Source organism: Priestia sp. SB1, from assembly GCF_038898415.1.
Window position 1 is genome coordinate 205,671 of the sequence record NZ_JBBJSS010000007.1, and the last position, 25,397, is coordinate 231,067.

27 protein-coding genes and 1 pseudogene are annotated in these 25,397 nt (G+C 38.4%); 3 read left to right on the forward strand and 25 right to left on the reverse strand.

Annotation, left to right across the window (positions count from 1 at the left end; translation table 11 throughout):
- Window positions 1-150: 150 nt before the first annotated feature.
- Window positions 151-1,197, forward strand: a complete 1,047-nt coding sequence (locus WKH56_RS25325) for a C40 family peptidase (protein WP_048021734.1) — start codon at window positions 151-153, stop codon at window positions 1,195-1,197.
- A gap of 282 nt (window positions 1,198-1,479) precedes the next feature.
- Here WKH56_RS25325 and ssb read toward each other — a convergent pair whose 3' ends face one another.
- The gene (gene ssb, locus WKH56_RS25330) at window positions 1,480-1,842 is read right to left on the reverse strand and encodes a single-stranded DNA-binding protein (RefSeq protein ID WP_028411997.1); all 363 of its coding nucleotides are present in this window, start codon (window positions 1,840-1,842) and stop codon (window positions 1,480-1,482) included.
- Window positions 1,843-1,938: 96 nt separating this feature from the next.
- Between ssb and WKH56_RS25335 the strand changes: the two genes are divergently transcribed.
- Window positions 1,939-2,376, forward strand: coding sequence for a YwpF-like family protein (locus WKH56_RS25335; protein WP_048021732.1), 438 nt, complete (start codon window positions 1,939-1,941; stop codon window positions 2,374-2,376).
- Between the two features lie 524 nt (window positions 2,377-2,900).
- Complete coding sequence (locus WKH56_RS25340; RefSeq protein WP_028411995.1) at window positions 2,901-3,323, forward strand: helix-turn-helix domain-containing protein; 423 nt, start codon at window positions 2,901-2,903, stop codon at window positions 3,321-3,323.
- Window positions 3,324-3,351: 28 nt separating this feature from the next.
- On the opposite strand, the gene fabZ is transcribed toward WKH56_RS25340, so the two are convergent.
- The 24 genes and pseudogenes from fabZ to WKH56_RS25460 form a co-directional block, all read right to left on the reverse strand.
- Window positions 3,352-3,786, reverse strand: coding sequence for a 3-hydroxyacyl-ACP dehydratase FabZ (gene fabZ, locus WKH56_RS25345; RefSeq protein WP_013059788.1), 435 nt, complete (start codon window positions 3,784-3,786; stop codon window positions 3,352-3,354).
- A gap of 83 nt (window positions 3,787-3,869) precedes the next feature.
- Window positions 3,870-4,691 (reverse strand): flagellar hook-basal body protein, encoded by an 822-nt coding sequence (locus tag WKH56_RS25350; RefSeq protein WP_168761651.1) that lies wholly within the window; start codon window positions 4,689-4,691, stop codon window positions 3,870-3,872.
- Between the two features lie 23 nt (window positions 4,692-4,714).
- Window positions 4,715-5,539: pseudogene (locus WKH56_RS25355) on the reverse strand (flagellar hook-basal body protein).
- Between the two features lie 114 nt (window positions 5,540-5,653).
- Window positions 5,654-6,655, reverse strand: coding sequence for a rod shape-determining protein (mreB, locus tag WKH56_RS25360; RefSeq protein ID WP_013059791.1), 1,002 nt, complete (start codon window positions 6,653-6,655; stop codon window positions 5,654-5,656).
- Between the two features lie 186 nt (window positions 6,656-6,841).
- A complete protein-coding gene (spoIIID, locus tag WKH56_RS25365) occupies window positions 6,842-7,105 on the reverse strand; it encodes a sporulation transcriptional regulator SpoIIID (protein WP_013059792.1) in 264 nt (87 codons plus the stop codon).
- Between the two features lie 275 nt (window positions 7,106-7,380).
- Window positions 7,381-8,211 carry a stage II sporulation protein SpoIIQ gene (spoIIQ, locus tag WKH56_RS25370; protein ID WP_028409695.1) on the reverse strand — a complete coding sequence of 277 codons (831 nt, stop codon included), beginning with the start codon at window positions 8,209-8,211 and terminating at the stop codon, window positions 7,381-7,383.
- Window positions 8,212-8,372: 161 nt separating this feature from the next.
- Complete coding sequence (spoIID, locus tag WKH56_RS25375; RefSeq protein WP_168761644.1) at window positions 8,373-9,395, reverse strand: stage II sporulation protein D; 1,023 nt, start codon at window positions 9,393-9,395, stop codon at window positions 8,373-8,375.
- Window positions 9,396-9,556: 161 nt separating this feature from the next.
- Complete coding sequence (gene murA / locus WKH56_RS25380) at window positions 9,557-10,861, reverse strand: UDP-N-acetylglucosamine 1-carboxyvinyltransferase (RefSeq protein ID WP_028411990.1); 1,305 nt, start codon at window positions 10,859-10,861, stop codon at window positions 9,557-9,559.
- A gap of 31 nt (window positions 10,862-10,892) precedes the next feature.
- Complete coding sequence (locus tag WKH56_RS25385; RefSeq protein WP_028411989.1) at window positions 10,893-11,633, reverse strand: YwmB family TATA-box binding protein; 741 nt, start codon at window positions 11,631-11,633, stop codon at window positions 10,893-10,895.
- A gap of 160 nt (window positions 11,634-11,793) precedes the next feature.
- The gene (locus WKH56_RS25390; protein ID WP_013059797.1) at window positions 11,794-12,030 is read right to left on the reverse strand and encodes a DUF1146 family protein; all 237 of its coding nucleotides are present in this window, start codon (window positions 12,028-12,030) and stop codon (window positions 11,794-11,796) included.
- Window positions 12,031-12,304: 274 nt separating this feature from the next.
- Complete coding sequence (locus WKH56_RS25395) at window positions 12,305-12,709, reverse strand: F0F1 ATP synthase subunit epsilon (RefSeq protein ID WP_028411988.1); 405 nt, start codon at window positions 12,707-12,709, stop codon at window positions 12,305-12,307.
- Window positions 12,710-12,735: 26 nt separating this feature from the next.
- Window positions 12,736-14,157 carry a F0F1 ATP synthase subunit beta gene (atpD, locus tag WKH56_RS25400; RefSeq protein ID WP_013059799.1) on the reverse strand — a complete coding sequence of 474 codons (1,422 nt, stop codon included), beginning with the start codon at window positions 14,155-14,157 and terminating at the stop codon, window positions 12,736-12,738.
- Window positions 14,158-14,193: 36 nt separating this feature from the next.
- Window positions 14,194-15,051, reverse strand: coding sequence for a F0F1 ATP synthase subunit gamma (locus WKH56_RS25405; protein WP_013059800.1), 858 nt, complete (start codon window positions 15,049-15,051; stop codon window positions 14,194-14,196).
- 105 nt (window positions 15,052-15,156) lie between these two features.
- Window positions 15,157-16,665 carry a F0F1 ATP synthase subunit alpha gene (gene atpA, locus WKH56_RS25410; RefSeq protein ID WP_013085461.1) on the reverse strand — a complete coding sequence of 503 codons (1,509 nt, stop codon included), beginning with the start codon at window positions 16,663-16,665 and terminating at the stop codon, window positions 15,157-15,159.
- 15 nt (window positions 16,666-16,680) lie between these two features.
- A complete protein-coding gene (locus WKH56_RS25415; protein WP_028411987.1) occupies window positions 16,681-17,226 on the reverse strand; it encodes a F0F1 ATP synthase subunit delta in 546 nt (181 codons plus the stop codon).
- Complete coding sequence (locus tag WKH56_RS25420) at window positions 17,223-17,741, reverse strand: F0F1 ATP synthase subunit B (RefSeq protein ID WP_013085463.1); 519 nt, start codon at window positions 17,739-17,741, stop codon at window positions 17,223-17,225. The genes WKH56_RS25415 and WKH56_RS25420 overlap by 4 nt, the downstream gene beginning before the upstream one ends.
- A gap of 102 nt (window positions 17,742-17,843) precedes the next feature.
- Window positions 17,844-18,056, reverse strand: a complete 213-nt coding sequence (gene atpE / locus WKH56_RS25425) for a F0F1 ATP synthase subunit C (protein WP_013059804.1) — start codon at window positions 18,054-18,056, stop codon at window positions 17,844-17,846.
- Between the two features lie 90 nt (window positions 18,057-18,146).
- Entirely contained in the window at window positions 18,147-18,857 is a 711-nt protein-coding gene (gene atpB / locus WKH56_RS25430) for a F0F1 ATP synthase subunit A (protein WP_013059805.1), read from the reverse strand.
- An 18-nt stretch (window positions 18,858-18,875) separates the two neighbouring features.
- The gene (locus WKH56_RS25435; protein ID WP_013059806.1) at window positions 18,876-19,247 is read right to left on the reverse strand and encodes an ATP synthase subunit I; all 372 of its coding nucleotides are present in this window, start codon (window positions 19,245-19,247) and stop codon (window positions 18,876-18,878) included.
- A gap of 6 nt (window positions 19,248-19,253) precedes the next feature.
- On the reverse strand, window positions 19,254-19,475 hold the full coding sequence (locus tag WKH56_RS25440; protein WP_013085464.1) for an AtpZ/AtpI family protein: 222 nt from the start codon (window positions 19,473-19,475) through the stop codon (window positions 19,254-19,256).
- 297 nt (window positions 19,476-19,772) lie between these two features.
- Window positions 19,773-21,965, reverse strand: coding sequence for a S8 family serine peptidase (locus WKH56_RS25445; protein ID WP_028411984.1), 2,193 nt, complete (start codon window positions 21,963-21,965; stop codon window positions 19,773-19,775).
- Between the two features lie 67 nt (window positions 21,966-22,032).
- The gene (gene wecB, locus WKH56_RS25450) at window positions 22,033-23,184 is read right to left on the reverse strand and encodes a non-hydrolyzing UDP-N-acetylglucosamine 2-epimerase (RefSeq protein WP_063248427.1); all 1,152 of its coding nucleotides are present in this window, start codon (window positions 23,182-23,184) and stop codon (window positions 22,033-22,035) included.
- A gap of 22 nt (window positions 23,185-23,206) precedes the next feature.
- Window positions 23,207-23,836 carry a uracil phosphoribosyltransferase gene (upp, locus tag WKH56_RS25455; protein ID WP_013059810.1) on the reverse strand — a complete coding sequence of 210 codons (630 nt, stop codon included), beginning with the start codon at window positions 23,834-23,836 and terminating at the stop codon, window positions 23,207-23,209.
- 213 nt (window positions 23,837-24,049) lie between these two features.
- Entirely contained in the window at window positions 24,050-25,294 is a 1,245-nt protein-coding gene (locus WKH56_RS25460; protein ID WP_013059811.1) for a serine hydroxymethyltransferase, read from the reverse strand.
- Window positions 25,295-25,397: the final 103 nt, after the last annotated feature.

Here is a 25,397-nt window from a genome sequence, read left to right on the forward strand (position 1 = left end):
TTTTTGAATAAAAAGGTATTTTTATAGCGAAAAAGACCCTTTACTTTCTCTTTAAATTCCAGCATATTTATACATATAATATTTTTGTAATTTAATAGACATATTGGAAAAATAAACACGAAACATTTACATAATTAGGGGGATTTATTAATGAAAAAAAGGCAGCTCGCTTTATCTCTAGGCGCCATTGTTGGCGGGACATTCTTATATCAAGCTTCAGCTGAAGCATCTGCTTCAACTGTTCAAGTGAAAGCTGGAGATACACTTTGGTCGTTATCTACTAAATATCATACAACGGTAGAAGCTTTAAAAAGCGTAAATAAGTTATCTTCAAATACAATTCACATAGGACAAACGTTATCGATTCCTTCTGCTTCAACCTCTCAACCATCTAATAAGGAAGAAAAGCCTTCAGCTACTGCTACTGGTTCAACCTATAAAGTTCAAAGCGGCGATACCCTTTGGAAAGTGGCTACTCGTTTTAATATGAGCGTAGAAGAATTAAAACGTTTGAACACTCTTTCTTCCAACATCATTTATATTAACCAAACGTTAAAAGTAAATGGAAGCAACAGCGCATCGACTCCAACTACGAGTAAACCAGCAGAAACTCCTTCTAAGGATGCAAACGGAACTTACAAAGTTCAGCGTGGAGATAGCCTGTCTAAAATAGCTTCGGCATTTCACATGAGCGTCAGCGAATTAAAACAAATAAATGGATTAACGTCTAATACGATTTATGTAAATCAACAATTAAAGGTATCAAAAAGCGCCCAAACAACTACGCCAACAACAAAACCAAGTACATCAACACCTTCAACTTCTAGCGGAACATTAAATGTATCGCAAATGATTTCAGATGCAAAACGTTATATGGGTGTTCCTTACAAATGGGGTGGCACAACTCCTTCTGGTTTCGACTGCAGCGGATTCATTTATTACGTAATGAAACAACAAATTTCTACAACGCGCTATACGACGGCTGGTTATTGGAGTGTATCAACACCCGTAAGTAATCCACAGCCTGGTGACCTAGTGTTTTTTAATACATATTCTAGCGGCCCTACACATATGGGCATTTACCTTGGTAATCGTCAATTTATTCATGCTGGATCTTCTACCGGTGTAACCATTGCAAGCTTAGATAACAGCTACTGGAGCAAGCGCTACTTAGGTGCAAAAAGGTTTGCTAAATAACTGATAGAAGCTGAGACAAGAGTATGTTAGCTGAAGGAAGATCCGAATGAGTTTGATTCTTGATGGAGAATCAAACTCGTTCGGATCTTTTCATTAAAAAAACCGTTAAATAATTTAACGGCTGAAATAGAGGAATAATTCGGGGATAGCGAATACTTTAATTTTCTCTCTTGAGAATATAGAAAGAGCCTTGCTCTTAAGGAGGATCTATCTTCTATTATGATAGATAAGGGGAATTAAAACCTTAGCTGAACTAATCACCCCCTTTCATACTAGATCACTTTATTCTTCTTGTTGATTTGAACCAAATGAAGAAGAATCAGATGGCTTTCCACTTAAAAATTTAACCGCATCAGCCACAACGTCGGTCATATATACTCGTTGCTGAAGATTATTTTCAAATGTGCGCGTTTGTACACGCCCTACCACACCTACAACCGCTCCTTTATCACAGTAAGCAGCTGTATTTTCTGCATTTTTTCTCCACAGAGTAATGTTGACAAAATCAGCATCATATTCACCTTCAACATTTCGAAACGTTCGATTAATTGCTAACGTAATAGTAGATACGGCAATCCCTTCATGGGTATATCGAAGCTCCGGCTTTTTTGTCAGTCTTCCTACAAGAACAATATGGTTAATCATAGTCTACCACTCCAACTGATTGAATAATGGGAATCTTTAAGCTCATTCATGTTATAATATGGATAACCTACTATTTACGTAAAGGAGGAAACATCAATGAAAACATTTAAACTTGTGTCATTTCAATTGGTTGATAATCAAGAAAAGCGTCAGTCTGTCTCACTAACTAATGGCCTTATTATTAATAAAGAAGACGGCGAAAATAACTGGATTTTAGAAGCAGTTATCGATAAGAAATGGTACGATGAATTTCATGTTTTGTTGAAAGATAAACAAAAAGTGACGGTAGAAGCTAAAATTACGAAAGAAACAAATGATCCAGCTACCTTTATAGCTACCGTGGCTTCCATTACTTCAATTGGTGAAAATCGTATTAGTTTGTTGATGAAAGGTGTTTTAAAAGAACGGAGACTTCATTATGCTGAAATGCTCTTAGAGGATTTAATTAACCAAGGGTTATCAGGTCAAGATTTACTTCAACAGTTCAAACTGCAGCTTCGAAACAGACCGGTAAAAAGTACATCTAAAAAATAAGTCAAGTCATCTCAAGGTGTCTGGATTTAAAAGAGAGGATTATTGTTTGAGGTCTTTTTCGTTGGTCCATGAGAAGGGTAAAGAAAAGAGAACTCACTGGAGAGGTACCTTTCTTTTTTTCCTAAAAATAAATGTGCATGACTAGAACGTTTGAAGCGATTATCTCTTATGCGAGCACCTTGCCTTTTCAAATAAAAATTTGTCATTTTTTCACTCCTTTTTCTTTGTAATTCGTATATTAATGCATTTTTCCCCGTTATTCAACCATTTTTTTCAATATACCGAACAAAAAATAGGATTTTTTTACTATAAAAACCTCTATTTTTGTTCTTTTTTTTATATCCATGCAGAAAAATGAATCTTTTTAGAGAAAAAAAAAGAAATAAAAACAGGTTTTATTCCCTCTATTGCAGAAAGTAAAGTGTATATGTTTCATATTGTGCAAATTAAGCATGTTACAAAGAACATGAACTACATTCGAACAATAAGACATATACTTATCTTTACGAAATCAGGTGATGCATATGAAAGATTTTGGAGAAAGAATTAAACATTTCAGACTAAAAGGAGGATTTTCACAAGAAGAATTAGCAAATCAGTTGAATGTTTCTCGTACAACTATTTCAAAATGGGAATGTTCGAAACAAACGCCTTCCATTTTTGATTTTCTATCTCTATGTAATTGTTTTCAAATTACGCTCGACCAACTTATTGAGCCTTCCTCTTATAAACAAGATTATTTACATGACTTCCAACTTCTTTACTTAACAAGAAAACGTGAATCGGATTCACAGGAAAATACCATTTTAACCCTCATAGATAAACAGCCCTTATTAAAACATGTGCTCTTACAATTTTCATCTCTGTCACCAACTCTTCAAAAAGAGTTGCTAACGGATATTATACCTTTATTAAAGAAACTTTTTTCTGCTTTGCAGCGCCAATAAAAAAAGCTGCATCAGCAGCTCTTATGTACTATTCTTTTTTATCGCCTAAAGCAAACATAATATCTGTTTCGCAGACTAACTCTCCATCTACAGTTGCGATACCTTTTCCTTTACCAATAGATCCACGCGCACGTACAATTTCAACCTCTAAACGCAGTTGATCACCAGGTCTTACTTGCTTTTTAAAACGGCAGTTGTCAATGCCTGCAAAAAATGCTAAACGTCCTTGATTTTCCTCTTTTTTTAGCATAGCTACTGCTCCTACCTGAGCCAAAGCTTCTACAATTAAAACCCCTGGCATCACAGGATAGTCAGGGAAATGCCCGTTAAAAAATTCTTCATTGGCAGATACGTTTTTTAAACCAACTGCTTTCTTTCCTTCTTCCACTTCTAAAATACGATCGACCAATAAAAATGGATATCGGTGTGGAATAATTTCTTTAATTTGTTCAATATCAAGCATAAATAAGTCTCCTTTCAAACCGCATGTAACATACGATACTATTATCAATATACAGAATGCTCAATTGAGAAGCAACTACTTGCTTAAGCTCTGATTCCATTCACCAAGCCCATCATTTGGTCTGCAATTGAAATAGAGCGGGAATTAAACTGATACGCACGTTGGGCAATGGACATATCAGTGAGTTCTTTGCTCAAATCTACATTTGACTGTTCCAATTTCCCTTGATCTACGCCTGCTGTTTCTCGAGCTTTTCCAGTCAGATCTGTAAACATATTCGGTTGGTTCATCCCACCTGGAAAAGCAAATAGATTTTCTCCTTTAGCTTCTAGCTCCTGCGGCTTTTGGACATTTGTTAACCCAAGGGTAAACTGGTCAACGCCCGTATTCGTAGTAACCGTTATCGTTCCACTTCCATCAATCTGTATATCTTTAAATGCGTTACTGAAAATAATAGCTTGACCATTTTCCCCCAGCACATCCTGGCCAGAACCGTTTACTAATTTAACATTGTTGGGGCCTTCAGGGCTAAGGTGAAATGAACCATCTCGCGTATATTGTACAGGCTGTTCGGAATCGTTTACGGCAACTTGAAAATAAACGTTTGGATTTGATGCAGCTACATCTAATGGTTTGTCTGTATTTTCAAAAGCACCTTGCGTCATATTTAAGCGTGTTTGGTCTAGATAAGCTCCTGAACCTTGTCGAATTCCAGACGGTGTAAGCCGCTTTTCTGTTCCATGGTCTACTTGATTATTTACTTGTTGATACAGCATATCGTTAAATGAAGCGTCTCTCGATTTATATCCTGTCGTATTTGTATTAGATAAATTGTGACTGATGACATCAAGCTGCTGCTGTAGCTGCCCCATTGTATTAGCCGCTGTTATCATTGTACGGTTCATTCTCCTCATCTCCCCTGTTGCTTTTAGCGCACACGTCCAATTTCATTTGCCGCTTTATCCATGCTTCTATCGTAAGCTTGCATTATTTTTTGATTTGCTTCAAAAGCTCTTTAAGCTGTTAGTAAATCCGTCATACTTTGAGCAGCATCTACATTGGAACGTTCAACAAATCCTTGCTTTAACTGATAAGAAATGCCTGGATTATTTCTTGCTGAAGGCAAGGGCTGATTGTTCAACGTTTCATATAATCCATTCCCTGCCTTTTTAATCGTTTGTAAATCACTAGAATAAGCAATACCGATTTGTGCAATCTGCTGATTATTTTCCGTTACGTTACCCTGTGAATCAACTGTAAAGTTTTCACTTTTCAGTTGAATTGGCTGATTATTTGTATTTAATACATAAGCTCCGGTAGACGTAGTTAAAAACCCTTCTTGATCTAATGTAAAATTACTGTTTCTTGTATATTGAGGCGTATTATTAGGGCTTTGTACCACAAAAAATAGGCCGCCCTCTTTTGTAGGCATATTTTGCTCCATCAATGCAATATCAGTTGATTGAGACGTTTGCTGAAGATCGCCTTGTGTAAAATTTGGAACTGTTTCTTGCATATACACACCCGTATTAATTGTACCTATGTCTTTTTTGTTCTGAACAGAGATGCTACGGTCAGTGGGTAATTCTTCAGATTCCATTCGCTGCAGTAACATATCAGGAAATGCCTTTAACGTACCTTGATCTGCTTTAAATCCTGGCGTATTAGCATTTGCTATGTTATTCGTTAATAAGTCAGTTTGACGCTGCTGAGACAGCATACCCGCTGCTGCCGTGTAAAACCCTTTAAACATACTTCATCCTCCTTACAAGTAAACGTTGTTCGTTATAGCCGGCTGACAGAGTATAATAAATAAAAGAAGAGACTCCTCTGTATGAAACGAGCCAATAGAGGAGTCTTCATTTATTTAAACAATATTGCGACGAGATAGTTTATCAATATTATCAAGCATAATACCTGTTCCAACAGCTACACAACCCATTGGATTTTCTGCAATTAGCACAGGCACCTTTAATTCTTCCGCTAACAGCTGATCCATACCGTGAAGCAATGCTCCACCGCCAGTTAAAATAACGCCTCTGTCTATAATATCGGCAGAAAGTTCGGGAGGTGTACGCTCTAATACACTTTTCGAAGCTTGTACAATGACGCTGACAGACTCTCTAAGTGCCTCCTCTACTTCCTCAGAATAAACAGTAACCGTACGAGGTAAGCCTGAAACCATGTCTCGCCCTCGAATGTCCAGCTCTTCGTTACGAGCTTTAGGAAACACTGTGCCAATTTTCACTTTAATTTCTTCTGCTGTACGCTCTCCAATTAAGAGCTTATATTTTTGCTTAATGTACTGCAAAATTTCGGCATCAAAACGATCACCAGCCATCTTAATAGAAGCTGCTGTTACAATATCGCCCATTGAAAGGACAGCTACATCGGTTGTACCTCCACCAATATCTACGACCATGTTTCCGCTCGGCTGAAAGATATCCATTCCAGCGCCAATAGCCGCGACTTTTGGTTCTTCTTCCAAATAAATGGTTTTTCCACCGCTTTTTTCAGCAGCTTCGCGAATTGCTTTTTGTTCAACAGAGGTAATATTTGTTGGACAACAAATTAAAATACGAGGCTTGGATAAAAAACCTTTTACATTTAATTTATTAATAAAGTGTTTGAGCATAGACTCGGTAATTTCGAAGTCAGCGATAACGCCATCTTTTAATGGACGAATGGCAATAATATTACTGGGCGTTCTTCCTACCATACGTCTCGCTTCTTCCCCTACTGCTAGCACTCTATTTGTATTTTTATCAATCGCCACAACAGACGGTTCATTTAACACAATTCCTTTGCCTTTAACGTGAATTAAGACGTTAGCTGTACCTAAATCGATACCAATGTCTTTTGCTAACATACCTTAAATCCTCCTTCTATTTACATATCTTTGCATGATAACCATTCTTTTTTCCTAATTTACTATTTTATCACAATTTGTATATGTATGTTGTTATTAGCAAAAATATTTATTATATACCTATTTTATCCAAAAATTAAAATGCCCTATACTACCTCTATAAAAAAGGCAATATCGGGCATTCTTTTACTTTACAGTTTCTTCTTCTTTTTTGTACTTTAATTTTGTTGCTTCTCCTCCACGCAAATGCCGAATAGATTTATGGTAATCAAGAATTTCTTTTACTTCATTTGCTAACTCAGGATTTATTTCTGGTAGACGCTCTGTTAAATCTTTATGGACAGTACTTTTCGAAACGCCAAATTCTTTCGCAATTACACGAACTGTTTTCTTTGTTTCTACAATATACTTTCCAATCTTGATAGTTCTCTCTTTGATGTAATCGTGCACACTACTCGCCCTCCCCAAATTGGATATGAGAAGTATCCAAGGGAATGTATATATTATCCCTTTTCTAACATTCTCTTTATAGGTTTGTAACAGTTTATTAGCTTGTGTGCAGATATATGCTAGAAAAGTCAGTAAGGACAAGTGATTTCTTATATTTTTTTGAAAATTTAGTGTTTTTTATTTACTTTTTTAACATAATGCATCTCATTTTAGAAAAATTCATAAAAAAAGAAGCTCGGTTTTATCCAGCTTCTTTTCGTATTTATGGTCTTGCTTTATGCATTTGGTTTAGACGTATCTGTTGAAGGTTGTTTTGAATCTTTATCTTCTTTAGTCTTTTCATCAGATGATTTTTCGCTATCCTTTGATTCTTCAGAAGAAGAGTCGTCTTTTGGTTCTGTCACTTCAGCTGCTTTGACTTCTTTGATAGAACTAACCGATTTTCCAAAATAACTGCTTGGATTAATTGCTACACCATCTTTACGAACTTCAAAGTGCACATGTGTTTTTGCTTCTTGATTATATAAGCTTTTTCCAGCTTTTGCGATCGTTTGGCCTTGTTTAACAATATCTCCTACTTCTACATCAGCTTTCTCAAGAGATTGATACTGTGTTACTAAACCATCTTTGTGATCAATTTCTACTACATAACCTAGTAAAGGATCTTTTGTTGCTTTTGTTACTGTACCGCTAGCTGCTGCTACAACATCAAATGATTTATCTCCCTTAACAGCTAAATCAACACCTGTGTTTGGATGATACGTATTGTTGTAGAAAACTAGTGCTTCTTCTTGTTGTTTTTCAGATGCTTGATCGTCGTAGAAAGGCTTTTTCACGATAGCTGATGCTTCACTAGCAACTGGCATTTTTAAATTTTCAAGCGAAGCATTTACCTCTACAGCGTCGTCTCGATAAGCCGTACCGTCTTGGCTATAGCCGCTTTTGTCTTCTTTGCTAATATCATTTCCATTAGCTTGAAACCAAAGGACTGCTGTAAGAATAATTGCTGCACTCGCTAAATAGATAGCCGGGAACACCCAACGCTTTCTAACTAATTTTTGAACTTTCGATTTTGGAGAAGTACGTTTCTTTTCTTCCTCTCTCATATATCATCACCTCAGCAATCAGTCTGAACACAATTGAATGAATATATACACAGCGATAAAAAATTTTTTTTGATTATTTTTCAACAGATGAATCTAAAATATACATTTTATTTAAAAAAAGTGAAAAACATAAAAAAGACCCTGCTATAAGGGTCGTTGAATTAGCGTTTAGCTGTCAATTGTGCAACAAACTGATCGTTAGGAGTAATCGCAACACCTGTATAATAATGAGTAACAATATCTTTATACGTTTTTCCTTCCAGTGCCATACCATTTGCTCCGTACTGACTCATCCCAATACCATGTCCATATCCTTTTGTATTGATGATAATTTCATTCCCTTTTTTTGTCCAATGAAAGTCGGCTGACGATAAATCCAGTTTTTCCCGAACATCTTTTCCCGACAGTTCTTTACCGTTTATCTTTACGTAATCTACGCGCTGCCCCGGCGTTCTAGAGACGATTTCACCTACTGATCCACTGTTTGTTAATTTCACTCCAAGCCTCTGTTCAAAGCTAGCAACAGACATTACTTTCTGATTTGTAAATTCAGGAGACTTTTTATCCCATGGACTAGCTACACTTTTTAGATAAGGAATGGAATTCTTCCAATACGCTTCTGAATTTTCAGTGTAGCCATTGCTGGTAGAAAAGAACGTAGCATTAATTGGCTTATTTTTATACGTAAGAATTTGACCTTGGGTGTCCTTCACTGCTTCTTGAATTTTTTTGATTTTCCAATCATAGTCTTTGTTCCATCGGCTTCTTAGCTCATCTTTATTTAAATATACTTGGTACTCTACGGTATCAGTCACATCCGCTCCTTGGGGAAGATGACTATTTCCATTCATCATAGTTTGCACAATATAGGTTCTGGCTGCCAAACTTTGAGCCTTAAGTGCTTCAAGTTCAAAAGTAGCAGGCATTTCAGCTGCTACTACCCCTACAAGATAGTCTTCGAGCGGCAGTTTTTCTACTTTTTTCGTTTCCGTACGATAAACACTGACATCAAGAGGAGACGCTGTCACTTTTTGTAGTTTTTCGGTTTTTGGGGTCTGTTTGACATTTTCATGTAGCTTTCCATCTGTCTTTTCAGTAAAAGGAACAACGAGAAGTGTTGGGATGAGTAACACAATGAAAAAAAAGATGACTCCTAGTACGACGATTGGCTTTGCTTGTTTCATGAACGCCTAGCCTCCATATCTATTATTTTGACAAGGAACACCTATATCCCTATATTCCATATGTATGGAGGTGGACAACCTTTTATGACAGCAAACCGGCCATAAGGGTCGTCCAACGACAAAAAAAGCATCTCGCTATGAGATGCTTTTTTATGACATATTTACTTGACGTCTGAAGCCTGTTGAGTTTGTTCTACCTGCTTTGTTTCGTCATTTACACGTTCAATATCAGCGCCTAAAGCGGCTAATTTATTGTGGAAATTTACATAACCACGATCAAGGTGTTTTAATTCCGTTACACGCGTATAACCGTCTGCTACAAGTCCTGCTAATGTTAACGCTGCTGCTGCACGAAGATCTGTTGCTGCTACTTCAGCGCCTTGTAGTTGAGAAGGTCCGTTAATAATAACAGAGCGTCCTTCAATTTTAATATCAGCGTTCATGCGGCGAAACTCTTCTACGTGCATAAAGCGGTTTTCAAAAACTGTTTCTGTAATCATACTTGTGCCTTCTGCTGCTAATAATAATGCCATCATTTGAGATTGCATATCCGTAGGGAACCCTGGATGAGGCATTGTTTTAATATCTACTGATTTTAGCTTTTCAGGTCCTACAACACGTAAGCCGTCGCCTTCTTCAGTAATTTCAACACCCATTTCTTCCATTTTAGCAACAAGTGAACTGATGTGCTCTGCTACTGCACCGCGTACAAGTACGTTTCCACCTGTAATAGCTGCTGCTACCATGAATGTTCCAGCTTCGATACGATCTGGAATAATTGCATGTTCTGCACCATATAATTTATTAACACCTTCAATACGGATCGTACCAGTTCCTGCACCGCGAACTTTAGCGCCCATTGCGTTTAAGAAGTTTGCTAAGTCGACAATTTCAGGTTCTTTTGCTACGTTTTCCATAATTGTAGTGCCTTCCGCTAATGCTGCTGCCATCATAATATTTTCTGTGGCACCTACACTTGGGAAGTCTAAATAAATTTTAGCACCTTTTAGTCTTCCTTCAACTTTTGCATCAATAAAACCATTTCCTACTTGAACTTTAGCACCCATTGCTTCAAAGCCTTTAAGGTGCTGATCAATCGGTCTTGATCCAATCGCACATCCACCAGGTAAAGCTACACGAGCCTCACCCATACGCGCCAATAAAGGACCCATTACAAGGACTGAAGCGCGCATTTTTCTTACATATTCAAAAGGTGCATCTGTTTTTAACTCTCTTGATGCATCTACAACTACACGATTTGTTTCAAAATCTACTTCTGCATTCAGATGTCTTAAAACTTCGCCAATCGTAAATACATCGGAGAGAGCTGGTACATCATTTAGAATTGTTTTTCCTTCACTAGCTAATAAGGTTGCAGTGATAATAGGTAAAACGGCGTTTTTTGCTCCTTCAACTTTAACTGTACCGCTTAATCTATTTCCACCGCGGACGATGATTTTTTCCAAGGTATTCCCCTCCGCGTCCATTTTCTCTATATTAATATTCAGACGTAATGATAGGTGTGCCAACAACTATGGTTGTTTGACCGCCCATTCTTGTCTTGCGTAATGCAATTTGTAAGTTCATTTCCTGCTTTTTCGTTTGAAGAGCTTCTTTCCACAGTCCAGTATATGCTGAAACAGAGGTAAATGACTCTTCCACTAGAGATTCCACTGGTTTAGCATTGAAAGCTCGTAATAGGTCTTGAATTTCAACAGACAAAACACTTTCCATCTTATCATTGATTTCCCCTGTTGCACAAGAGAAAATTATGGGTTCTGACAGGAAAATTTTTTCATAATTTGTCTGAAATACATTTTGAAAATGGGTCATATTTTTTTCTTTTAAACCTTGTCCCGTTACATGATACGATATGTACGCATTGCTGTGTTCATCGATCGCATAAGTTAACAGAATGACTTCGTTCACATCTTCACTTTTGCGTGTACCTATTGCTTTCCATAGGTCTCTTTCCCTCTTCACTTCCCATTTAAAACCTCTAAAATTACTTTTAATACTTTCAGCTTGCGAATAAAAGGTTTTTTGGTCAGTAACAGCTTTTACTTCTTCTCTTGCATACAACGATACTTCAGTTAACGAAACATGCTGCTTATTTAAGGTGTGAACAATCTTCTCAATAGTAGTTTCATTGTTTTGGGCATTGCTCACATAACTTCCATGATATACGAATAAGCCAGTAATGAAAATAGCCAAAAAGACACTAATTTTTTTAAACATTTTGCCACTCCCTCTCCGTACTCATCAGTCTTTCCAGAAGGCGATGATACATACATGAAAAGGGTCGTCATATTTAGACATAGCGACATACATTAGCGTATAAATTCGTATATCTTCAACGAATGAACGTCTATTTTATCATAGACTCATAGCCTGCCAATCATTGAAAAAATGAGGGAATGCGCTGTGACCAAAATAAATAATCCAAAAAGAAATTACTTACTGTTGATGAAATCGTAATGGTCAATAAAATAAGCATTAATTTTGCTTGAAACACATGATTAGGTTTCATCAGCTTTTCAATTTGAAAGCCTTGCAAAGCATACCAAGTAATCACAATAAAAATCAAATGTGAAATCATGGTTAGTAACGTTTGCTGCTCAATTCCTCCAAACAATAAAAGCACTCCTTTTAAACACCATATGAAAAGAAGAGACGATCATCGTCTCTTCTTTTCATATTAAAGCACACTTATGCAAATTCGTAAACGGTAACATGAAAAACATTTATTTTATTCCCTATTTTAAGATCCTTTTCCATTATTAAGAAAAATAAAGAAGACGGATACGCTTAGTTAAATAGAATATATAATCATAGACGAATGCTATTTGCTCTTCCTCTTTTATATAATAGAGCAAAAAAGCCCTCTCATTCGTTTGAGAGGGCTTTTTTTAGAACTTACGTTGACTAATATCTAAACGATTGACTGCCCGTTTTAAGGCAATTTCAGCACGCTTAACATCAACGTCGTCTTGTTTGCTATCAAGGCGCATTTCAGCGCGCTTTTTCGCTTCTTCTGCACGAGCTACGTCAATCGCTTCAGCTGTTTCAGCAGCCTGTGCAAGAATTGTTACTTTGTCAGGTCTTACTTCAAGAAATCCTCCGCTAACAGCCACAAGTTCTGTACTGCTTGCTTTCTTCAAGCGGACGGCTCCAATTTGTAAAGGAGCAACCATCGGAATATGGCCATGTAAAATACCAAGCTCACCGCTCTGTGCTCGGGTACTTACCATTTCCACTTCTGATTCGTAAACTGGGCCATCAGGAGTCACTACACTGACATGGATTGTCTTCATTTAAAAAACCTCCTATGTCCCTTAAATTAAACTTCTACTCCCATACGTTTCGCATTTTCAATAACTTCTTCAATGCGACCAACTAAACGGAACGCATCTTCAGGTAAATGATCGTATTTACCTTCCAAGATCTCTTTAAATCCTTTAACAGTTTCTTTTACAGGAACATAAGAACCTTTTTGACCTGTAAATTGTTCTGCTACGTGGAAGTTTTGAGACAAGAAGAATTGAACGCGACGAGCACGTTGTACAACGAGTTTATCTTCATCAGATAACTCATCCATACCTAGGATTGCAATGATATCTTGTAACTCTTTATAACGCTGTAACGTTTGTTGAACTTGACGCGCAATTGCATAGTGCTCTTCTCCAACAATTTCAGGAGATAAAGCGCGAGATGTAGATGCTAATGGATCTACCGCAGGGTAAATACCCATCTCTGATAATTTACGCTCTAAGTTTGTTGTTGCATCTAAGTGAGCAAATGTTGTCGCTGGAGCTGGATCCGTATAGTCATCGGCTGGTACGTAAATCGCTTGAATCGATGTTACAGAACCTACGCTTGTTGACGTGATACGCTCTTGAAGCTGACCCATTTCTGTCGCTAATGTTGGCTGATAACCTACTGCTGATGGCATACGGCCAAGTAATGCTGATACTTCTGAACCCGCTTGTGTGAAACGGAAGATATTATCGATAAAGAATAATACGTCTTGACCTTGTTCGTCACGGAAGTATTCTGCCATTGTTAATCCTGTTAATGCAACACGCTGACGTGCACCAGGCGGCTCATTCATTTGTCCAAATACCATAGCCGTCTTCTTAATAACACCAGAGTCTGTCATTTCATGGTATAAGTCATTACCTTCACGCGTACGCTCACCTACACCAGCGAATACCGAAATACCGCCGTGCTCTTGAGCAATGTTATTGATTAACTCTTGAATTAATACTGTTTTACCTACACCGGCACCACCGAATAGACCGATTTTTCCACCTTTAATGTAAGGAGCTAATAAGTCTACTACTTTAATACCTGTTTCAAGAATTTCAGCTTGTGTAGATAGATTTTCGAACTTTGGTGCTTGACGGTGGATCGGATCACGACGTGCACCTGCATCGATTGGGGCGTCTAAGTCGATTTTTTCACCTAATACGTTAAATACACGACCTAACGTAACGTCACCAACTGGTACTGAGATTGCTGCACCTGTATCTTCTACTTCTAATCCACGAACTAAGCCGTCAGTGGATGACATTGCTACTGTACGAACTGTGTTATCACCTAAGTGAATCGCAACTTCTAATGTTAATTCGATTGCAACTTCACTTGCACTGCTCGGTTTATGTGAAATTTTAAGGGCGTTATAAATTGCCGGAAGGTGTCCGTTGTCAAACTTTACGTCTACAACTGGACCCATGATTTGAGTAACGCGTCCTTTTGTCATCGTGTTCCCTCCTAACTTGCTTTTCCATTAAACTTTCTATTCTAACGCTGCCGCTCCGCCAACAATTTCCGTAATTTCCTGGGTAATTGCCGCTTGACGTGCACGGTTATATGACAATGTAAGATTATTGATAAGATCTTTTGCATTGTCTGTTGCACTTTTCATCGCTGTCATACGAGCAGCATGCTCACTTGCTTTTCCATCAAGCAGGCCGCCGTAAATTAAACTCTCTGCATACTGAGGAAGTAATACTTCTAAAATCTCTTCTTGTGATGGTTCAAATTCATAACCAACAAGTTTACCAGAAGGTTGAAGATCTGTTAGAGGCAATAGCTTCTTCTCCGTCACTTCTTGTGAAATCGTATTGATAAAGTGATTGTAGTATAAGTAAAGTTCATCAAACGTACCGTCCGCAAACATTTGAACTGTTTGTGAAGCAATTCCTTGAATGTCAGCAAAAGCTGGCTGATCTGCTAAGCCTGTGATTTCAAGCAAAACCGGAATACCGCGTTTTACGAAGAAATCTCTCCCTACTCGTCCAATTGCAATCACACCGTATTCATCAGGTGATTGATGGCGTTCTTCAATAGCTTGAGATACTTTTCGCAAAATATTACTGTTATATGCTCCTGCTAGACCGCGATCTGAAGTGATTACGATATAACCAGTCTTCTTCACGCTGCGCGCAGTTAACATTGGATGTGAAGCGCCTCTGCTGCCTAGGGCTACACTTGAGACTACCTCTTGAATTTTTTCCATATATGGAACAAACGATTTTGCATTTTGTTCCGCTCTATTCAGCTTTGCAGCTGAAACCATTTCCATTGCTTTCGTAATCTGGCTCGTTTTTTTCGTCGATGTGATTCGAGTTTGTATATCACGTAATGATGCCAAAGGTTTCACCACCTTGTTTTAGAAGATCACGTGGTATGAAAGGTGAACATTTGTTCACCTTCACCTTATTGAAAGATTGTCTTAACATACCATGCTGACAATATATTATTCAGATGCAATAAATGTTTTCTTGAATTCTTCAAGTGCTGATTCGAATACGCCAGCTTCAGGAAGGCCACCAGTTGTACGGATTGATTCAAGTACTTCTTTACGGTTTGATTCTAACCATGTTAAGTACTCGTCTTCAAAGCGTGTAATATCTGATACTGGAACATCATCTAAGAAGCCTTTTGTTAATGCGTAAAGCACAGCTACTTGTTTTTCTACGCGAAGCGGTTTGTGTAAACCTTGTTTTAAGATTTCAACTGTACGCGCTCCTCGATTTAATTTTGCTTGAGTTGCTTGGTCAAGATCAGAACCGAACTGAGCAAACGATTCAAGCTCACGATAAGATGCAAGGTCTAGACGCAGTGTACCTGCTACCTTTTTCATCGCTTTAATTTGTGCAGATCCCCCTACACGTGATACAGAAAGACCAGCATTAATCGCAGGACGTACGCCTGAGAAGAATAGATCTGACTGTAAGAAAATTTGTCCGTCTGTAATCGAAATTACGTTCGTTGGGATATAAGCAGATACGTCTCCTGCTTGCGTTTCAATAAATGGAAGAGCTGTTAATGAACCTCCACCTTTTGCGTCCGATAACTTTGCCGCACGCTCTAATAAACGAGAGTGCAGATAGAATACATCCCCTGGGTACGCTTCACGACCTGGAGGACGGCGTAATAGTAATGAAAGTTCACGATAAGCTGATGCTTGTTTTGTTAAGTCATCGTAAATAACAAGTACGTGCTTACCGTTATACATAAACTCTTCACCCATTGTTACTCCAGCGTATGGTGCTAAGAATAATAGTGGAGCTGGTTGTGAAGCTGATGCTGTTACAACGATTGTGTAATCTAGAGCACCGTGTTTACGTAATGTCTCTACTACGTTACGAACTGTTGATTCTTTTTGGCCAATCGCTACATAGATACATACCATATCTTGATCTTTTTGGTTTAAGATTGTATCGATTGCTACCGATGTTTTACCCGTTTGACGGTCACCGATAATTAACTCACGCTGTCCACGGCCGATCGGCACAAGTGCGTCAATCGCCTTGATACCTGTTTGAAGCGGCTCATGTACTGATTTACGATCCATAACGCCAGGTGCAGCACCTTCAATTGGACGTGTTTTTGTTGTTTCTACCGGGCCTAAGCCGTCTACTGGCTGACCTAATGAGTTAACAACACGACCGATTAACTGCTCTCCTACTGGAACTTCCATGATGCGTCCTGTACGGCGAACTTCGTCACCTTCACGAATTTCTGTATATGGTCCTAAAATAATGATACCTACATTGTTTTCTTCTAAGTTTTGTGCCATTCCCATGACACCATTTGAAAATTCAACCAGTTCTCCAGCCATGACATTGTCGAGGCCATGAGCACGTGCGATACCATCCCCAACTTGGATAACAGTACCTACATCACTCACTTTAATCTCAGACTGATAGTTTTCAATTTGCTGCTTGATCAGCGCACTAATTTCTTCAGCTTTGATGCTCATGAATTTCACCCCTATCTACGATCTGTGTGCAAGAAGTCCTCGGTGGATCGTTTCTAATTTGCTGCTAATGCTGCCATCATAGATACGATTACCAATGCGAAGCTTCACGCCGCCGATTAGGCTTTTATCTACTACATTTGAAATATTTAACGTATGTTTTCCAACTTTTGAAGCAAATGATTGCGAGATTGCTCGTTTCTCATCTGCGCTTAAAGGTTTGACAGAATAAACAGTTGCGTCTGCCACGCCACGTACTTCGTTCGCTAGGAAACGATACTCTTGCACCATTTGGCTAACAATTTGAATGCGGTGACGCTCTAATAATAGAAGAACCGTATGTTGAACAGTTGGTGAAAGTTCAGCAAATGCCTCACTTACAAACTGTTTTTTTCGCTCAATTGTAATTTTTGGATGAGTTAATACATCCATTAATTCAGGTGTTTTAGCAAACACCTCTTCAACGATTTGTAGCTGGTCTTGCATTTCATCGATCATCTGTTTTTCTGTTGCTAATTGAAAAAGAGCTAGTGCATAGCGCTTGGCTACAGCTGGTTGACTCATCGTACATCCCCTACTTCTTGGATATATTCATGAATTAACTTCTCTTGATCTTGTTCAGAAAGTTCTTTTTCAATAACTTTCGACGCAATTAAAACAGATAATGAAGCAACTTGCTCACGTAACGCAGCAACTGCTTGATCTTTTTGCTGTTCGATTTCTTGTTTTGCTGCAGCTTTTAGACGCTCAGACTCTTCGCGTGCTGCTGCAATGATTTCTTCTTTTTTATCTTCTGCAGACTTTCTAGCGTTTTCCATCATTACTTGCACTTCTTGACGAGATTGCTTTAAGATTTCACGCTGCTCTTCAACAAGCTTCTTCGCTTCCTCATTTTGCTTTTCTGCTTCATCAATCTCACCGGCAATATGCTCTTCACGTTTTTTCATGATTCCCATTACAGGACCAAACGCGAATTTTTGAAGTAACGCAAGTAGGATAAGGAACATCACTAATTGGAAAAGAATATCTCCACCATTAATGCCTGCTGCTCCTAACACAAACATGTTCGACACGGCCATGTTCACTCCCTTCAGAGACTCCACATATATAATTTACTTCTTAAAGACATAAAGTAATGGCGAAGGTTCTTTTGAATGATCTTCGCCACATGTAACACATTATTATTTACCTTGTACCATGAATGCAATAACTACGGCGATAATTGGAAGCGCCTCAACTAAGGCAACCCCAACGAACATCATTGAAGTTAATGTACCACGTGCTTCTGGTTGGCGAGCTGTGCCTTCAATCGTCTTAGAAACGATAAGACCGTTACCAATACCAGCACCTAGTGCCGCTAAACCAATCGCAATTGCAGATGCTATTAAACCCATTTTATAAAGTCCTCCCTTAATATATATGATTTTGTTTAACTAAGTTTTGTTTTGTCCAAATTGGGTATTACTTGAACAAAGCTTTATAAATTAATGGTCGCTACTCACTTTGTGAGATAAATAAACCATCGTTAACATTGTGAAAATGAAGGCCTGAATTGCGCCTACAAAAATACTGAATCCTTGCCATAAAAGCATTGGGATAGCAGCTCCAATTGTACCTAGGAAGCCTGTTGTTGCTAAACCAGCTAGCAAGCTTAACAAAATTTCCCCAGCATAAATATTACCGTAAAGACGAAGGCCAAGCGTTAACGTATTGGCAAACTCCTCGATAATCTTAAGCGGGAATAAAAATGCCATTGGCTTGAAGTAATCTTTCGTGTATGCAGAGAAACCTCGCATTTTAATACCATAATAATGTGATAGTACAACTACCATAACGGCTAACGTCAGCGTAATTGCTGGATCAGCGGTTGGCGATTTCCACCATAAGTTATGGTCAATCACGATGGCGAATGGAAGACCCAACATATTTGACACAAAAATGTACATAAGTAAAGTTACACCTAGCGTCAAAAAGCGGCCACCTGTTTTCCAATCCATATTGCTATTAACGAGTCCTTTGACAAAATCTAAGACCCATTCAATAAAGTTTTGTGCACCGCTTGGCTTCATAGCAAGAGTACGAGTACATAAAACTGCAATTAAGAATACAATAACAGAAGCTACGGTAACCATAAGCAAGTTACTTTGACTAAAAGTAAGGCCTAGAAACTCTATAGTTGGTGATTCATGACCCAACTGTGTTCACCTCTCTTTCTATCTTCTACGCATATTTTGAACAACTAAATCTATGATAATGACAACATAATACGTCATTAATCCCACAACTACACTAATAATATGAAAGGTTTTTGGATAAGAGATGGTAATCACAACTGCGAGAGCAGCTGTTGCAAATCTTACAACAGTCCCAATTGAACGGGGCTTTTTCCCCTCATCCAACGCCTGTCCAAACTGCTCAAACTTTCTTACTAAGTTCCACAAATTATACAAACTCAGGGCGGTTCCTAAAATTAAACCTGCAAAAACAGCCTTATAACTTGTAAATCCCCAGCCGAGAACGTATAATGCTAACAAATACAATATGTATGAACGAAGTCTTGGAAAAACGTGCTGCAAATCCTGCATGAATTATTAATCTCCTGAAAAAAAATGGTGGACTGTCCGCAGCATCATAAAAACACCTGCTGCTAGCCCTGAAAGAAGGCCTAAAATCAAAAATAGTGGTTCGGTGTCAAGCCATTGATCAGCCCATCTTCCAGAGAATAAGCCAATTAAGACTGAACCTGCTAACTGTGATAGAATGATTGACACTAATGCCATCGCTTGCAAAGGATGACGGTTGCGATCTTTCATAAGCTCATACCCCTTTTGCAAAATTTTCTTTTTTCCGAATTCTCTATCGTTTTCATAGCTCAATATATGATAGAAAGGCAAAAAAAATTGCTAAAAAAGGTAAAAACAGCTAATAAAATACGCAGAAATATCAACGGTTTTCACAGGTTGAAAACCTTATCATTTATATTCCCTGTAAGCATACAATAGCGTATATTTAATGTCAATGTGTTTAAGCTAAAAACTTCACAATCTCTTCTTATTGTTCACATTTCTGCCACACATAAAACCTCTTCAAATGAAAACATTTAAAGAGGTTCATTCAATCGTTATTGTACTGTGTACAACCTGCTCTTGTCTATGCTTTTTCACAAATGCAAATATTTGGTACACTCCTGGTACAAGCGATTCATCAATCGTTATTTTTCGTTTTCTCATGCCTCTTTCTACATCCACGTCAACATCTAAATACGATACAAACTGTAAAGACTGCTTATCAAAAAGAGCGACGCCTAACTGATCTGCTCCTTCAGGCAAAAACAGTTCATAGCTATACGTATTTTTCTCTTTTTCCGCTGCTACTTGCAATCCCATGACACGAGGATAATCTGGAATGCTAATCATGTACATATAGGGAAGCGAAAATGTTTCACGTGAATCATTTATTTCCAAATATCCGTCATATATACCTTTATTTTTAAAACGGGGCTGCACCGATAAAGTGACAGCTATCTCTTTTGTCTGACGGGGTGGCACCGTGACGGGTAATGGAACATCCCAGTTCACTCCTTCATCCCTTTTTGGAACGTTTAAGCGATACGTTTTTGCTTTATCAGACTGGTTATCAATTTTAAAAGATAAAACTTTCTTTGATGGACGCGTAAAAATACCAAAAGATAAAGAAGATGGATAAAACAAAGATTCTGCTGTGACGGCTTTTGCTATTTGAATTCTTCCCGCTCCTTGTTCATATACGCGATACGTTTGACCGTTTAGCTGCTGCATTACTTTACTGGTGTTCATCAATGAAGCTTTGACTTGTTCAGGAGACCAGTTCGGGTGAGCTTGTAAAATCAGCGCACACGCTCCAGCTACATGGGGCGCAGCCATACTTGTGCCATGCATGCGTTCATATCCTCCAGGAACTGTACTATTAATGAAGTAACCTGGTGCGACGACGTCTGGTTTGATTCCCCAAGTAGTCGTTACAGGCCCTCTTGAACTGAAAGATGTGAGCAAGTCTTGCACCACTTGCTGGCCAGTGCGTAAGTACGGTTGTTGAGACTGAATGTGTTGGGTAATGGTGTCACCGCTTTTTTTACTTACCCATATCACGGGAATATTTACTGACTCTTTTAGTTTACTGACTATGCTTTTTTCTGTCGGGCTATATAAAATAACCGCTTTTGCTCCCGCCTGTTCAGCTTGTTTAATCTTTTTTTGAACCGCATTTCCTTCTGCTTTTAGCAAAATGACGTTACCCGACGCATGCTTTTGCTCTTTGGAATCTTCTTCATTTATTACACGCAGCGTTTGATTAAACGTCCATGGACGAGACCCTTCTACTGGCGCCATCATAATTTTTTCTTTGTTAAATCCAATTGTTAGAAATTGAACTGTTGTCGGAGAAACAGAAGCGCCAACGGAAATAGCTTTTCCCGCTGTACCCGGAGAGCCCACCGTCCATAAACCTGGACCTGAATTGCCGCTAGATGTAACCGTTACAATTCCTTTTTCAACAGCTCGATCTAACGCTAAGCTTGTTGGTAAATCAGGGCCATTCACATCATTTCCTAATGATAAATTAATAATATCTACATCATCTTGAATTGCTTTTTCAATAGCTAGAATAACACTTTCAGACGTTCCAGCTCCTCCAGGTCCAAGAGCTCGGTATGCATAGATTTCCGCTTGGGGTGCTACGCCTGTAATATTCCCATTCGCTGCAATAATACCAGCTACATGAGTACCGTGCAGAGTCGGTTCTCCTTGCTCACGAGTGGTTTCCATCGGCTCATAATCTTCATCTATTACATCGTAACCCCCTCTGTAGGTTTGTTTTAAATCAGGATGAGAATAATCAACCCCCGTATCGATAACGCCTACTTTGATCCCTTTTCCTGTTAAGCGCTGATTGTGAGTATCAAACAAGCCTCTTACCTGTTCTGAGCCAATGAACGTTACGCTATTTTCTTCTGTAACCTGATAGTTTTTAATAGAATGTGAACTAATAATAGATGGATTCTGAGATAGTTTTTCCAAATCAGAGATGGAGCCGTTTAATGAAAGTCCTGTAAACACCGTGTGAAATTCGCTCTTAATCTTTATATTAGGATAATTTTTTTGTAGCTGACTTTTAAATTTCGTGAATTTTTCTTTTTTAATCATCACAATGATTGATTTTTCCTGATGATTCATTTCTTGTTTTATAGAAGGAAATGTCGGATTGAGCGACATTTGCCCTCCCCCACTCCCCAATATAAAGCTAATCATTAACCATTTAATCCACATAAAAAAACACCTCTCACACTATCGTGTCTCAAAGAGACGCTTTTCATGTGAAAGGTGTTTAGAAATCTTACGAAAGCGGATTAAAAGCTTCCGGTCTGTTTTCACGGCGGTTGAAATAGTAGCTAATAGCATCACAAATGCGTTTAGAAGCTAAGCCGTCTCCGTAAGGATTCGATGCTTGTGACATTTGCTTATATACGCCTTCATCTATTAACAGCTCTTTTGCTAGCGTATAAATCGTTTCTTCTTCCGTGCCTGCTAGTTTGAGCGTTCCTGCTTCAATTCCTTCCGGGCGCTCTGTTGTATCGCGAAGTACCAATACAGGTACGCCTAATGAAGGAGCTTCTTCTTGAACACCGCCCGAATCTGTCAAAATAATATGAGCGCGCTCAGCGAAGTTATGGAAGTCAATTACATCTAACGGTTCAATTAAATGAATGCGCGGGTCATTTCCTAAGATATCGTTTGCTGTTTCTCTAACTACTGGATTCAAATGAACAGGATACACAACTTGCACATCTTCATGTTCATCTACAATACGCTTAACAGCACGGAACATATTTTTCATTGGTTCGCCTAAATTTTCGCGGCGATGTGCCGTTAACAAAATAAGACGATCATCTCCCAATTTCGTTAACACTTCATGCTCATATGTCTCTTTTACTGTTGTTTTTAACGCATCGATAGCTGTATTTCCAGTCACAAAGATTCGCTCTTCTTTTTTGTTCTCTGCTTGCAAATTAGCTGCAGACTTATCTGTTGGAGCAAAGTGCAAATCAGCGAGAACACCTGTAAGCTGACGGTTCATTTCTTCCGGGTATGGAGAATATTTATTCCATGTGCGCAAACCTGCTTCAACATGCCCGACCTGAATCTGATTATAAAAAGCTGCTAGCCCAGCAATAAACGTCGTAGTTGTATCACCGTGTACAAGTACCATGTCCGGCTTTACTTTTTTCATTACGTCGTCCAAGCCTTGTAATCCTCTGGTCGTTACGTCCATAAGGGTTTGGCGATCCTTCATAATGTTCAGGTCATAGTCAGGCTGAATGTCAAAGATGCTCAATACTTGGTCTAACATTTCACGGTGCTGAGCCGTTACTGTAACAATTGCTTCGAACTCTTCTGGTCGCTTTTTAAGCTCTAATACTAGAGGAGCCATTTTAATTGCTTCTGGTCTTGTCCCGAATATCGTCATTACTTTAATTGGCTGCTTCATGTTCATCACCCAAATCTACAAATTATTTTGTACCGAATAAACGATCCCCTGCATCACCTAAACCTGGAACAATATATCCATGGTCATTTAATTTTTCATCTAATGCTGCAATGTAAATATCTACGTCAGGGTGTGCTTCTTTTACAATTTCCACGCCTTCAGGAGCAGCAATTAAACACATAAATTTAATGTTTTTAGCGCCTCTTTTTTTCAGAGAGTTGATTGCTTCTACAGCTGACCCTCCTGTTGCAAGCATAGGATCTACTACAATAAAGTCACGCTCTTCTACATCATTAGGTAGCTTTACATAATATTCAACAGGCTGTAATGTTTCTGGATCACGATATAAGCCAACGTGTCCAACTTTAGCAGCTGGCATTAGTTTTAAAAATCCATCTACCATGCCGATACCAGCACGAAGAATTGGAACGATACCAAGCTTTTTCCCTGCAATAACTTTTGACTTTGTTTTGCAAACCGGTGTTTCAATTTCAACATCTTCTAGCGGTAAATCACGTGTTGCTTCAAAAGCCATTAAGCTTGCCACTTCATCAACTAATTCACGAAACTCTTTCGTTCCCGTTTTTACATCGCGTATGTAAGTTAATTTGTGTTGAATAAGCGGGTGATCAAATACGTATACTTTGCCCATTGATATCTCTCCTTATATATAAAGATGTACACATTAAAATACCATTCAACGAATTGAATGGTACGTACTAGTAAAAACATATCTCTTGCTAATTAAATTTATACATTGCATTCATTTTACAGAAAAAAGTTTTTGAGTTCAAGCATTATTCAAAAAATGATTGGATTGCTACCACTTTCTCCATAAAAAAACAGGCACAAAGGCCTGTCTCTCTTAAAGTGATTTATACATTTCAAACTTGCTTGTTAAAGCTTCAACGCGTGTTTTAGCTTCAGCTAACTTTTCTTCATCTTCAATATTTTTAAGCGTTAATCCGATGATAGAAGCAATTTCATCCATCTCTTCTAAGCCAAATCCGCGAGTTGTAACCGCAGCTGTACCAATACGGATACCGCTTGTTACAAATGGGCTTTGCTCATCATAAGGAATTGTATTTTTGTTTGTTGTAATACCTACATCATCAAGCGCTTTTTCAGCTACTTTACCTGTCAAATTCATTGAGCTTACGTCGATTAACACAAGGTGATTGTCTGTTCCTTCAGATACAAGAGCAAATCCTTCTTTCTTTAATCCTTCTGCTAAACGATTAGCATTGTCGATGATATTTTGAGCATAGTGCTTAAACTCATCTTGTAATGCTTCACCAAATGCTACTGCTTTTGCAGCGATAACGTGCATCAATGGACCACCTTGAATACCAGGGAAGATCGACTTATCAATCTTTTTCGCAAATTCTTCTTTACATAAAATCATACCGCCGCGTGGCCCGCGTAGTGTTTTATGTGTTGTAGTTGTAACGAAATGAGCATGTGGCACAGGATTTTGATGAAGTCCTGCAGCTACTAGACCAGCAATATGAGCCATGTCTACCATTAAATAAGCGCCTACTTCATCAGCGATTTCACGGAAACGCTTGAAGTCGATTGCGCGTGGATATGCGCTTGCACCAGCCACAATTAATTTTGGTTTGTGTGTACGAGCTTTTTCTAATACGTCATCGTAGTTAATGCGATGTGTTTCGCGATCTACACCATATTCGATGAAATTGTACTGAACACCACTAAAGTTAACAGGACTTCCGTGCGTTAAGTGACCGCCGTGCGATAAATTCATACCAAGTACTGTGTCTCCAGCCTCTAAAACAGTGAAGTATACAGCCATGTTTGCTTGTGCACCTGAGTGAGGTTGAACGTTCACGTGCTCTGCTCCGAAAATTTCTTTTGCACGATCACGAGCTAAGTCTTCTACTACATCCACGTGTTCACAACCACCGTAGTAACGTTTAGCTGGATAGCCTTCAGCATATTTATTTGTTAAAACTGAACCTTGTGCTTCCATTACCGCTGTTGTTACAAAGTTTTCTGAAGCAATTAGCTCAATCTTAGTACGTTGTCTTTGTAATTCATCCTTGATCGCATTATAAACTGCTGGATCTTGTTGCATTAGTTGTTTCTCCATCAAAATCCTCTCCTCGTTTCGTATTCGCAATGTTCGTTATTTGTTAATTCAACTACATTGTAACATGATTTATTTAGAATAAAAAAGAAAAAATGTGTATTAT

What these genes read in the sequence shown, in the direction of transcription:
- WKH56_RS25325 (WP_048021734.1), top strand. Translation starts at nt 151, where the DNA reads ATGAAAAAAAGGCAGCTCGCTTTATCTCTAGGCGCCATTGTTGGCGGG.
- ssb (WP_028411997.1), bottom strand. Translation starts at nt 1,842, where the DNA reads ATGATTAACCATATTGTTCTTGTAGGAAGACTGACAAAAAAGCCGGAG.
- WKH56_RS25335 (WP_048021732.1), top strand. Translation starts at nt 1,939, where the DNA reads ATGAAAACATTTAAACTTGTGTCATTTCAATTGGTTGATAATCAAGAA.
- WKH56_RS25340 (WP_028411995.1), top strand. Translation starts at nt 2,901, where the DNA reads ATGAAAGATTTTGGAGAAAGAATTAAACATTTCAGACTAAAAGGAGGA.
- fabZ (WP_013059788.1), bottom strand. Translation starts at nt 3,786, where the DNA reads ATGCTTGATATTGAACAAATTAAAGAAATTATTCCACACCGATATCCA.
- WKH56_RS25350 (WP_168761651.1), bottom strand. Translation starts at nt 4,691, where the DNA reads ATGAACCGTACAATGATAACAGCGGCTAATACAATGGGGCAGCTACAG.
- mreB (WP_013059791.1), bottom strand. Translation starts at nt 6,655, where the DNA reads ATGTTAGCAAAAGACATTGGTATCGATTTAGGTACAGCTAACGTCTTA.
- spoIIQ (WP_028409695.1), bottom strand. Translation starts at nt 8,211, where the DNA reads ATGAGAGAGGAAGAAAAGAAACGTACTTCTCCAAAATCGAAAGTTCAA.
- spoIID (WP_168761644.1), bottom strand. Translation starts at nt 9,395, where the DNA reads ATGAAACAAGCAAAGCCAATCGTCGTACTAGGAGTCATCTTTTTTTTC.
- WKH56_RS25385 (WP_028411989.1), bottom strand. Translation starts at nt 11,633, where the DNA reads ATGTTTAAAAAAATTAGTGTCTTTTTGGCTATTTTCATTACTGGCTTA.
- WKH56_RS25395 (WP_028411988.1), bottom strand. Translation starts at nt 12,709, where the DNA reads ATGAAGACAATCCATGTCAGTGTAGTGACTCCTGATGGCCCAGTTTAC.
- atpD (WP_013059799.1), bottom strand. Translation starts at nt 14,157, where the DNA reads ATGACAAAAGGACGCGTTACTCAAATCATGGGTCCAGTTGTAGACGTA.
- atpA (WP_013085461.1), bottom strand. Translation starts at nt 16,665, where the DNA reads ATGAGCATCAAAGCTGAAGAAATTAGTGCGCTGATCAAGCAGCAAATT.
- WKH56_RS25415 (WP_028411987.1), bottom strand. Translation starts at nt 17,226, where the DNA reads ATGAGTCAACCAGCTGTAGCCAAGCGCTATGCACTAGCTCTTTTTCAA.
- WKH56_RS25420 (WP_013085463.1), bottom strand. Translation starts at nt 17,741, where the DNA reads ATGGCCGTGTCGAACATGTTTGTGTTAGGAGCAGCAGGCATTAATGGT.
- atpE (WP_013059804.1), bottom strand. Translation starts at nt 18,056, where the DNA reads ATGGGTTTAATAGCATCTGCAATTGCGATTGGTTTAGCGGCACTAGGT.
- WKH56_RS25435 (WP_013059806.1), bottom strand. Translation starts at nt 19,247, where the DNA reads ATGCAGGATTTGCAGCACGTTTTTCCAAGACTTCGTTCATACATATTG.
- WKH56_RS25440 (WP_013085464.1), bottom strand. Translation starts at nt 19,475, where the DNA reads ATGAAAGATCGCAACCGTCATCCTTTGCAAGCGATGGCATTAGTGTCA.
- WKH56_RS25445 (WP_028411984.1), bottom strand. Translation starts at nt 21,965, where the DNA reads ATGTGGATTAAATGGTTAATGATTAGCTTTATATTGGGGAGTGGGGGA.
- wecB (WP_063248427.1), bottom strand. Translation starts at nt 23,184, where the DNA reads ATGAAGCAGCCAATTAAAGTAATGACGATATTCGGGACAAGACCAGAA.
- upp (WP_013059810.1), bottom strand. Translation starts at nt 23,836, where the DNA reads ATGGGCAAAGTATACGTATTTGATCACCCGCTTATTCAACACAAATTA.
- WKH56_RS25460 (WP_013059811.1), bottom strand. Translation starts at nt 25,294, where the DNA reads ATGGAGAAACAACTAATGCAACAAGATCCAGCAGTTTATAATGCGATC.